At 74.6% G+C, this 9826-nt stretch carries 13 protein-coding genes and 1 riboswitch; of the genes, 5 read left to right on the top strand and 8 right to left on the bottom strand.

What is annotated here, in order from left to right; genetic code table 11:
- On the bottom strand, positions 1 to 806 hold an 806-nt coding region (locus B0E53_RS28365; RefSeq protein ID WP_146167797.1), incomplete at its 3' end, for an ABC transporter ATP-binding protein.
- A 104-nt stretch (positions 807 to 910) separates the two neighbouring features.
- Entirely contained in the window at positions 911 to 1501 is a 591-nt protein-coding gene (locus B0E53_RS28360) for an ECF transporter S component (RefSeq protein WP_107078813.1), read from the bottom strand.
- A 74-nt stretch (positions 1502 to 1575) separates the two neighbouring features.
- A riboswitch (TPP riboswitch) is annotated at positions 1576 to 1682 on the bottom strand.
- Positions 1683 to 1759: 77 nt separating this feature from the next.
- On the opposite strand from B0E53_RS28360, the gene B0E53_RS28355 reads away from it, so the two are divergent.
- From B0E53_RS28355 to B0E53_RS28335, 5 genes are all read left to right on the top strand, one after another.
- Positions 1760 to 2584 (top strand): alpha/beta hydrolase, encoded by an 825-nt coding sequence (locus tag B0E53_RS28355; RefSeq protein WP_107078816.1) that lies wholly within the window; start codon positions 1760 to 1762, stop codon positions 2582 to 2584.
- Positions 2581 to 3393, top strand: coding sequence for an AAC(3) family N-acetyltransferase (locus B0E53_RS28350; protein WP_107078812.1), 813 nt, complete (start codon positions 2581 to 2583; stop codon positions 3391 to 3393). The genes B0E53_RS28355 and B0E53_RS28350 overlap by 4 nt, the downstream gene beginning before the upstream one ends.
- Positions 3390 to 4139, top strand: coding sequence for an SIS domain-containing protein (locus B0E53_RS28345; RefSeq protein WP_107078811.1), 750 nt, complete (start codon positions 3390 to 3392; stop codon positions 4137 to 4139). Before B0E53_RS28350 ends, B0E53_RS28345 begins: the two co-directional genes overlap by 4 nt.
- Positions 4140 to 4228: 89 nt before the next feature.
- Positions 4229 to 4732, top strand: coding sequence for a DUF6328 family protein (locus B0E53_RS28340; protein ID WP_107078810.1), 504 nt, complete (start codon positions 4229 to 4231; stop codon positions 4730 to 4732).
- 297 nt (positions 4733 to 5029) lie between these two features.
- Positions 5030 to 6952: an acyl-CoA dehydrogenase family protein gene (locus B0E53_RS28335; protein ID WP_107078815.1), complete on the top strand. Its 1923-nt coding sequence runs from the start codon at positions 5030 to 5032 to the stop codon at positions 6950 to 6952.
- A 40-nt stretch (positions 6953 to 6992) separates the two neighbouring features.
- On the opposite strand, the gene B0E53_RS37945 is transcribed toward B0E53_RS28335, so the two are convergent.
- The 6 genes from B0E53_RS37945 to B0E53_RS28310 all read right to left on the bottom strand — a co-directional run.
- Positions 6993 to 7160, bottom strand: coding sequence for a hypothetical protein (locus B0E53_RS37945; protein ID WP_168215429.1), 168 nt, complete (start codon positions 7158 to 7160; stop codon positions 6993 to 6995).
- Between the two features lie 9 nt (positions 7161 to 7169).
- Positions 7170 to 7775: a hypothetical protein gene (locus B0E53_RS28330; RefSeq protein WP_107078814.1), complete on the bottom strand. Its 606-nt coding sequence runs from the start codon at positions 7773 to 7775 to the stop codon at positions 7170 to 7172.
- A gap of 48 nt (positions 7776 to 7823) precedes the next feature.
- Positions 7824 to 8216: a Fur family transcriptional regulator gene (locus B0E53_RS28325; protein ID WP_107078809.1), complete on the bottom strand. Its 393-nt coding sequence runs from the start codon at positions 8214 to 8216 to the stop codon at positions 7824 to 7826.
- A complete protein-coding gene (locus B0E53_RS28320; protein ID WP_091319318.1) occupies positions 8213 to 8515 on the bottom strand; it encodes a metalloregulator ArsR/SmtB family transcription factor in 303 nt (100 codons plus the stop codon). Before B0E53_RS28320 ends, B0E53_RS28325 begins: the two co-directional genes overlap by 4 nt.
- Before the next feature lie 43 nt (positions 8516 to 8558).
- Positions 8559 to 9431: a metal ABC transporter permease gene (locus B0E53_RS28315; RefSeq protein WP_107078808.1), complete on the bottom strand. Its 873-nt coding sequence runs from the start codon at positions 9429 to 9431 to the stop codon at positions 8559 to 8561.
- Positions 9431 to 9826: ATP-binding cassette domain-containing protein (locus tag B0E53_RS28310; RefSeq protein WP_146167796.1), on the bottom strand; the 396-nt coding region annotated here is incomplete at its 5' end. The genes B0E53_RS28315 and B0E53_RS28310, both read right to left, overlap by 1 nt.

Here is a 9826-nt window from a genome sequence, read left to right as displayed (position 1 = left end):
CGGGGCGGCAGGCCGAGCCGGTCGGCGGTGAGCAACACCTCGCCGGGCGGCGCGGTGGCGTGCCGGGGCGGCACGGTGTGGCCCGGCACCCACACCCCGGCGGCGGCGAGCGCGTCGCCGTGCGCGGCGAATACCGCCTCGGGCGGCCCGTCGGCGCGCACCCCGCCGCCGGGCTCCAGCACGACCACCCGGTCGACAAGCGGCAGCGCCTCGGCGACCCGGTGCTCGACGAGGATCAGCGTGGTGTCCGCGTTGAGGGCGTCCGCGACGGCCCGGCGGACCAGGTCGGCGCCGGCCGGGTCGAGGTTGGCGGTCGGCTCGTCGAGCAGCAGGAGCCCCGGCCGCAGCGCGAGCGTCCCGGCCAGGGCGAGCCGCTGCTGTTCGCCGCCGGAGAGCGCCGCCGTGGGCCGGTCCCGGTCATACGGGAAGCCGACCCGGCGCAGCGCCTCGTCCACCCGGGGCCAGATCTCGTCGGCGGGCACGCCCCGGTTCTCCAGCCCGAACGCGACGTCGTCGCCGCAGCGGGCCATCACCAGTTGGGTCTCCGGGTCCTGGAAGACGATGCCGACGCGTTCCCGGGCCTTACGCGGGTCGAGCCCGTCGATCTCGACGGTGCCCTCCTGCTCGCCGGAGTCCTCGGGCAGCAGCCCGGCCAGCGCCGCCAGCAGCGTGCTCTTGCCCGCCCCGGAGGCGCCCAGCAGCAACACCCGCTCCCCGGCCTCGACGCGCAGGTCCACCCCCCGCACCGCCCAGCCCTTCCGCCCCGCATGCCGCCACCCAAACCCCCGCAGCTGAACGGCACCCACGCGCCCACCTCCTCTCATCCGGTGATCATGAAGTTATTGCCGTGACACGCCGCCGCGAAGGCAACAACTTCATGATCAACGCGGATGTCGGGCGTGCGATCCGGTCAGACGAGGGCGCGGTCGCGGCCGGCGGGGAAGCGGTCGAGGACGCCGGTGTTGGCCAGGGCGCGGGTGAGGAACCACGCGCCCGCACCGGCGATCACGGTGGCGCTGACGATGGTCAGCAGGGCGTACGGCAGGCGGTAGTCGAACAGGTCGTAGGCCTTGTTCCAGTAGACGAAGTCGAAGATCGCGGCGGTCAGGCCGGTCAGCGCACCGGCCAGCAGGGCGACCGGCAGCCGGAAGGTGCGGTAGCGGAAGGCGGCGAAGGCCAGCTCGGCGCCCACGCCCTGCATCAGGCCCTGGACGATGACGATGCCGCCCCACTGGCTGCCCAGCAGCGCGGAGACGACCGCCGCCAGCAGCTCGCAGTAGAGGGAGGCGCCGGGCTTGCGGATGACCAGCCCGCCGAGCACGGCCGGCACCAGCCAGACGCCGTAGATCAGGGTCTGTGCGGGCGGGAAGAAGGCGAAGGCGGCGTCCGTGGCGCTCCAGACCAGCCCCCAGGCCCAGAAGATGACGCCGAAGGCTACGGCGATCACCGAGGCGACGACGATGTCGACGGTGCGCCAGCGGTTGCTGTCGGTGTGGTTCATGGCTGACTCCCAGTTCAGGTGAGGAACCAGGAGAAGACGCACGCCGCGCCCGGTGGTCACCGGACGGCGGCGCGGCTGGAGGTCGACCGAACTCCCTGCGCTGGCATTACCCAGATCAGGTTCGAGGGTCTGCGGGCACCGGCCCGCACTCTCAGCGCTGTGCGCTCCCCTGTCGGATGTGAAGTTGTCTCGCCGGAGACGCTAGCACCGACCCCGCCCCCGGGCCCAGCAGGGCGATCGCCCGTTAGGGTGGCGATCATGCGGGTCGAGGCGCGAGGTCTGACGTTCGAGGTACGCACCGGCGGCCCCGAGGGCGGCGAACCCGTTCTGCTGCTGCACGGTTTCCCGCAGCACGCCGGCGAGTGGGACGAGGTGACCCCCGCGCTGCACGCCGCCGGGCTGCGCACGTACGCGCTCGACCAGCGCGGCTACTCGCCCGGCGCACGGCCGGCGGACGTCGGGGCGTACCGGATCCCGGAGCTGGTGGCCGACGCGGCGGCCGTGCTCGACGCGCTCGGGGTGACCACTGCCCACCTGGTCGGACACGACTGGGGCGCGATCGTGGCGTGGGGGCTGGCGGCCGCGCACCCGGAGCGGGTCCGCACGCTGACCGCCGTCTCGGTGCCGCACCCGGCGGCCATGGGGCACGCGCTCGCCACCGACTCGCGGCAGAAGGCCCGCTCCTCCTACATCGCCCTGTTCCGCAAGCCGGGCAAGGCGGAGAAGGTGCTGCTGGCGTTCCGCGCGGCGGCCCTGCGCCGGATGCTCGCCGGGGTGGGCGACGCCGACCGGGTGGCCCGCTACGCCGACCCCATGCGCGAGCCGGGCGCGCTGACCGCGGCGCTGAACTGGTACCGGGCCATGACCGGGGCCGACATGAAGGCCGTCGGGCCGGTGGGCGTGCCGACCACGTTCGTCTGGAGCGACAAGGACGTGGCGATCGGCCGGACCGCCGCCGACGCGTGCGCCGCCCACGTCACCGGCGACTACCGCTTCCTGGTGCTGCCCGGCGTCACCCACTGGATCCCGGACGAGGCGCCCGGCCCGCTGGCCGCGGCGATCCTGGCCCGCACCGGCCGATGACCGCGAGCCCCGCGCCGGCCCGGCCGCACACCCGCGCCTCGCTCGCCGCCCAGCTCCGCGACCTCGGGGTACGCCCCGGCGGGACCGTGCTGGTGCACGCCTCCCTGCGCCCGCTGGGCTTCCTCTGCGGCGGCCCGGAGGCGGTGCTGCTCGCCCTGCGCGACGTGCTCGGCCCGGCCGGCACGGTGGTGGTGCCCACCCACACCCCGGACAACAGCGACCCGGCGGGCTGGCCCAACCCGCCGGTGCCGGCGGACTGGTGGCCGGTGATCCGCGACGGGCTGCCCGGGTTCGACCCGGCGGTCACGCCGAGCCGGTTCATGGGCGCGCTGGCCGAGCTGGTGCGCACCTGGCCGGGGGCGCTGCGCAGCGACCACCCGCACGTCTCGTTCGCCGCGCTCGGGCCGGCCGCCGCGCGGATCGTCGCCGGCCACGCCCGGGCCGACATGCTCGGCGAGGGCTCCCCGCTGGCCCGCCTCCACGACCTCGACGCCGACGTGCTGCTGCTCGGCGTGGACCACGGCAGCAACACCTCCCTGCACCTGGCCGAGTACCGGCAGGCCGCGCCGCCCCGGCAGCGCTGCGGCGCGGCGGTGCTGACCGTCGACGGCGGGCGGGAGTGGGTGTGGTGGGACGACATCCGACTGGACGACGAGGGTTTCACCCGGCTCGGCGCCGACCTGGAGGCCACCGGTGCGGTGCGGCTGGGGCCGGTCGGCGACGGGACGGGCCGGTTGATGAGGCAGCGGGCGGCGGTCGACTTCGCGGTCGAGTGGCTGGCCCGGCACCGACGGACGGAGGAGACATGACGGTGAGTGCCGAGGCGTACCTGGCGGTGGTGACCGAGACGATCGGTCGGGTCGCCGCCGACCAGCGGGAGAACGTGGCCCGGGCGGCGGACCTGATCGCCGCGTCGCTGCGCGCCGACGGGGTGGTGCACGCGTTCGGCACCGGCCACTCCGAGGCCCTCGCCATGGAGGTCGCCGGCCGGGCCGGCGGGCTGGTCCCCACCAACCGGATCGCCCTGCGCGACCTGGTGCTGCACGGCGGCGAGCCGGCCGACGTGCTCGGCCCGAAGCTGGAACGCGAGCCGGCCGTGGCGCACCGCCTCTACGAGCTGGCCCCGGTCCGGCCGCAGGACGTGTTCGTGCTCGCCTCCAACTCCGGGGTGAACGGGGCGATGGTCGAGTTCGCCGCCATCGTCAAGGAGCGCGGGCACGGGCTGGTGGCGATCACCTCGGCGCAGCACTCGGCCCGGATGACCTCGCGCCACCCGTCCGGGCGCAAGCTCGCCGACTTCGCCGACGTGGTGCTCGACAACGGCGCCCCGTACGGCGACGCCACCCTGCCGCTGCCGGGCGGCGGCGCGGTCGGCGCGGTCTCCTCGATCACCGCCGCGCTGCTGGCCCAGCAGATCGTCGCCGAGGTGGTCGTCCGGCTGCTCGCCGCGGGGGAGCGGCCCCCGGTCTACCTGTCCGCCAACATCGCCGGCGGCGACGAGCACAACGCCGGGCTGGAGGCCCGGTACGCCGGCCGGATCCGCCGGGGCGCCTGAACCGGTTTCACGCTCGGGCCGGTCGGGCACTGGCTGTGCTGCCGGTGGGAGGCCCCCACCGGCAGTACCGTCTTCCCTGGAGGTAGCGGGTGTCCAAGGAAACCGAGAAGCAGCGCTGGCAGCGCAACTTCGCCGACCTGCTCCAGGAGCTGCGGGTGGCGCAGACCGGCGTGCAGATCCTCTTCGCCTTCCTGCTGACCCTGCCGTTCAGCAACGGGTTCACCCGGACCACCGGTTTCCAGAAGGACGTCTACATCATCGCGTTGCTGGCCGCCGCCGCGGCCACCGCGATGATCATTTCGCCGGTCGCCTTCCACCGGGCGCTGTTCCGCCAGGGCCGCAAGCCGGAGCTGGTCCGCTTCGCGCACCGGATGGCCAGCGGCGGCCTCGGCTTCATGCTGATCTCGATGGTCAGCGCGGTCCTGCTGATCACCGACTTCGTGCTGAGCCGCCCGATCGCCTTCCTGCTCAGCGCGGTCACCGGGGTCTGGTTCCTGGGCTTCTGGGTGGCCCTGCCGGTCGCCCGGCGCAACTGGGGTGACGACGACATCGACGACGAGGACGACGATCCGCGGGCACTGGCCGGCGACTGACGCGCGGGTCCCGCCAAATCGGACGTGCGCGCGAGGCTACCCCTGGGTAACACCCAGGGGTAGCGTCGTTTTCGTCGCACGTCGACGCAGCCGGACCGAGGTCTCCAGGAGGCAGCCGTGACCACGACACACAACAGCCGACCCGACCCCGCCGGACACGGCGGCCCGACCGGGCGGGTGGCGCCGATCGACGACCCCGAGCCGCCGCCCGGCTCCGCCGCGGCGGCGACGACCGATGGTGCGGAGCCGGCGCCCGGCACCGCCGCCGCGGTCGACGCGGCGGGTGGCGCCGGGCCGCTGCCCACGGAGGCCGGCCAGGTCTCCGAGAAGGAGGCGCGGCAGGTCGCCGAGGCGGCCCGCGAGTCGGCCTGGGACCGGCCCAGCTTCGGCAAGGAACTCTTCCTCGGCCGCTTCCAGCTCGACCTCATCAACCCCTGGCCCCGCTCCGACCCGGACGACGTGGCCCGGGCCGAGGAGTTCCTCGGCGCGTTCGGGGCGTACCTGGACTCCGAGGTGGACGGCGCGGCCATCGAGCGGGACGCGCGCATCCCCGACGAGGTGTTCCACGGGCTGGCCCGGCTCGGCGCCTTCGGCATGAAGATCGACCGGAAGTACGGCGGCCTCGGGCTGAGCAACCTGCACTACTGCCGGGCCCTGATGCGGGCCGGCTCGGTGAACCCGTCGATCGGCGCGCTGCTCTCCGCGCACCAGTCGATCGGCGTGCCGCAGCCGCTGAAGATGTTCGGCACCCCCGAGCAGAAGCAGCGCTTCCTGCCCCGGCTGGCCGCCGGCGAGGTCTCCGCCTTCCTGCTCACCGAGCCGGACGTCGGCTCCGACCCGGCCCGGCTGGCCACCACCGCCGAGCCGACCGAGGACGGCACCGGCTACCGGCTCAACGGGGTGAAGCTCTGGGCCACCAACGGCACGGTCGCCACCCTGCTCGTGGTGATGGCCCGGGTGCCGGCGGCGGAGGGGCGGCGCGGCGGCATCACCGCCTTCGTGGTGGAGGGCGACAGCGAGGGCATCACCGTCGAGCGGCGCAACGAGTTCGTCGGGCTGCGTGGCCTGGAGAACAGCCTCACCCGGTTCCACGACGTCTTCGTGCCGAAGGAGAACGTGATCGGGGGCGAGGGCAAGGGCCTGAAGATCGCGCTGACCACGTTGAACACCGGCCGGCTCTCGCTGCCGGCCATGTGCGTGGGCGCCGGCAAGTGGGCGTTGAACGTGGCCCGCGAGTGGGCCGCCGACCGGGTCCAGTGGGGCCGGCCGGTCGGCGAGCACGAGGCGGTCGCCAAGAAGCTCGCCTTCATCGCCGCCACCACGTACGGCATGGAGTCCATGCTCGACCTCTGCTGCCTGCTCGCCGACGACGACCGCAACGACATCCGGATCGAGGCGGCGCTGGTGAAGCTCTACGCCAGCGAGATGGCCTGGAAGATCGCCGACGAGCTGATCCAGATCCGGGGCGGTCGCGGCTACGAGACCGCCGACTCGCTGGCCGCCCGGGGCGAGCGCCCGGCCGCGGTCGAGCAGCTCCTGCGCGACCTGCGGATCAACCGGATCTTCGAGGGCTCCACCGAGATCATGCACCTGCTGATCGCCCGCGAGGCGGTCGACGCGCACCTCTCGGTGGCCGGCGACATCATCGACCCGGACGCCGGGCTGGGCCGCAAGGCGAAGGCCGGCGCGCGGGCCGGCGTCTTCTACGCCAAGTGGCTGCCCACGCTCGCCGTGGGCAAGGGGCAGGCGCCCGGGGCGTACCACGAGTTCGGCCCGCTCGCCGGCCACCTGCGGCACGTCGAGCGGACCTCCCGCAAGCTGGCCCGGTCCACCTTCTACGCGATGTCCCGCTGGCAGGGGAAGATGGAGCGCAAGCAGGCGTTCCTGGGCCGGGTGGTGGACATCGGCGCGGAGCTGTTCGCGATGTCGGCGGTGTGTGTCCGGGCGGTCGCCGAGCGGGCCGAGCACCCGGAGAACGTCGAGCTGGCCGACCTGTTCTGCCGGCAGGCCCGGCTGCGCGTCGACGACCTGTTCACCGGGCTGTGGTCCAACACCGACGCGGTGGACGTGGCGGCCGCGAAGCGGATCATCGCCGGCCGGTACGCGTCCGTGGAGGAGGGCGTGGTCACCCCGCCCGCCGATCGCCCCTGGGTGGCCAACTGGCAGCCGGGCCCGTCCGCGGCGCAGGACGTCCGCCGCCGCGTCCCGCCCCCGAAGTGACGATGCCGGGGCCCCGCCGAACGCGGCGGGGCCCCGCCGGTCAGCGGGCGACCGCCCAGGCGATCACCCCGAACAGGATGAGCCCGTTCAGCCCGGCGAGCACCAGGTACGCGGCCGGCGGGATCCGGCGGCCCTTGCGGACGTAGCTCACCAGCACGCCCGCGTAGATCAGCAGCAGGACGGCGACGGCGATCAGGAAGTACAGCACCGGCACACCTTACCGGCCGGTGCGCAGCCCGAGTCCGCGCAGCTCCAGTGCGGCGAGCGCGTCGACCGTCTCCTCGTCGCCGCGGCGCCACGCCTCGGCCACGTCCGGCGCGATCCGGTTCAACTTCGCGAGGGGTTGCCCGGCGAGCGCGCGCAGCGCCAGCAGGTCCCGCCCGGCCGGGGCGGCGGCGAGGGCCTTGGCCGCGCCCGCCCGGCGCATCCAGCGCACCCGCAGCGGCAGCCAGCCGAACAGCACCAGCCCGAGCGGGAAGACCAGCACCGCGACGGTCAGCGCCAGGGCCAGCTGGCCGACCAGTTCCTGCTGGTCGCGGCCGGCCTCGGCGACCGCGCGGGCGGCCTCGGCGGCCTTGGTGAAGGGGCCGGTCAGCTCGTCGCCGACCAGCGGCACCCGGCCGACCTTCCCGCCGGCGTCGGCCAGGTTGTCGGCGAGCCCGCCGCCGGCCCCCTCCAGCTTCTGGCCGGGTACGGCGAGCTTCTCGACGAGGTCGTGCAGCCAGAGCGCGAAGCGGATCGCCGCGTACACCCAGACGACCACGAGCAGATCGGTGAGGAGCTGACGGAGGGCGGTCGGAAAACGGTCGGCGTAGATCTTCACGCCGGACAGCGTGCCACGGCCCGGCCGCCGGGGCACGGGGCAGTTTTCTCAGCCGGCGCAGGCCGGGCAGGTGCCGAAGATCTCCAGGGTGTGGCTGACCCCGGCGTACCCGTGCTTGGCGGCGACCCGCTCGGCCCAGCTCTCCACCGCCGGGCCGGCCACCTCCACGGTCCGGCCGCAGGCCCGGCAGACCAGGTGGTGGTGATGGCCCTCGCTGCACCGCCGGTAGAGGTGCTCGCCGCCGGGCGGGCGCATCACGTCGATCTCGCCGGCGTCGGCGAGCCCCTGGAGGGTCCGGTAGACGGTGGTCAGCCCGACCCGCTCGCCGCGCTGGCGCAGCATGGCGTGCAGGTCCTGGGCGCTGTGGAAGCCCTCGACCTCGCCCAGCAGCGCGCTCACGGCGCTGCGCTGCCGGGTGTTGCGCAGTGCCCCCTCGGTCATGACGGACCCTCCCCGGCGTGGCTGACCGCGTCCGCCACGATGTGCGCGACGTGCTCGTCCACCAGGGCGTACGCGATCTCCCGGCCGCGCCGCGAGCCGCGCACCACGCCCGCGCCGCGCAGCACCCGCAGGTGCTGGGAGACCAGCGGCTGCGGGGCGCCGAGCTTCTCCACCAGTTCGTGCACGCACCGCTCGCCCTGGGCCAGCTCGCTGACGATCGCCAGCCGGATCGGCGCCGACAGCGCGCGCAGCAGGTCACCCGCGCCCTCGAAGGCGTCGTACCCGTTCGTGACCGTCATCCCGTAACGGTAACCAATGCCGGCAGCGCCGGCCGGGACGGCCTCAGCCCAGGACCACCTCGTGCTCCGGCGGCTCGGCCACGGGCGCGGCGGCCGGGCCGGTCCGCCGGCGCAGCGCCCGCCGGCCGGCCGCCAGCAGCGCCACCACCAGGAACGAGCCGATCGCCAGCAGCACCACCGAGGCGCCGGGCGCGGTGTCGGCGGTGGCCGCCACCCAGACCCCGGCGCCGGCCGCGAAGAGCCCCAGCGCCATGGCCGCCGCCATGGTGCTCCGGAACCCCCGGGTCACCTGCTGCGCGGTGGCCACCGGCACCACCATCAGCGCGCTGATCAGCAGCACCCCGACCGCCCGCATGGCGATGGTCACGGTCACCGCGGTGCCCACCGCGAGGAGCAGGTTCAACGCCCGCACCGGCAGGCCGGAGACCCGGGCGTACTCCTCGTCGTGGCAGACCGCGAAGAGCGCCGGGCGCAGCACCAGCATGGTCACCAGGATCGCCACGCCGAGCACGCCGATGGTGATCAGATCCGCCGGCGACGTCGTGGTCAGCGACCCGAAGAGGTACGCGTTGAGCGACCCGCTGCTGGCGTCGGAGAGCCCGACCAGCATCACGCCGCCGGCGATGCCGCCGTAGAACAGCAGCGCCAGGGCCAGGTCACCGGAGGTGCGCCCGCGCGAGCGGACCAGCTCGATGACGATCGCGCCCAGCGTGGCCGCGACGACCGCGACCAGCACGGGGGAACGGTTGAGCAGCAGCCCGGCGCCGACGCCGGTGAGCGCCACGTGGCCGATGCCGTCACCGATCAGCGCCAGCCGGCGCTGCACCAAGTAGATGCCGAGCGCCGGGGCGGCCAGCCCGATGACCAGCGCGCCGACCAGGGCGCGCAGCATGAAGTCGTACTGGAAGAGGTCCATCACATGCTCCACAGCCCGGCGGGCTCCTCGTCGCAGTGCGGGTGCACATGGTCGTGGCCCGGCTCGGCGTGGTGCCCGGCCGGCTCCGGCACCGCGCCGTCGTGGCAGATGCCGCCCTGGTGGACGACGACGGCCCGGCTGATCAGCGGGCGCAGCGGGCCCAGCTCGTGGGCGACCAGCAGCACCGTGCCGCCGCCGTCGCGGAAGTCCCGCAGCGCGCTGGCGAACGCCTCCTGGCTGGCCGCGTCCACCCCGGCGGTCGGCTCGTCGAGCACCAGCAGCTCCGGCCGGCCGGCCAGCGCCCGGGCGATCAGGGTGCGCTGCTGCTGGCCGCCGGAGAGGGTGGCGACCGGGTCGCCGGCCCGGTCGGCCAGCCCGACCGCGTGCAGCGCCGC

The sequence above is a fragment of the Micromonospora sp. MH33 genome (assembly GCF_003013775.1).
In the GTDB taxonomy this organism is placed as follows: domain Bacteria; phylum Actinomycetota; class Actinomycetes; order Mycobacteriales; family Micromonosporaceae; genus Micromonospora; species Micromonospora fulviviridis.
This window is presented reverse-complemented; position numbering and strand designations above follow the sequence as displayed.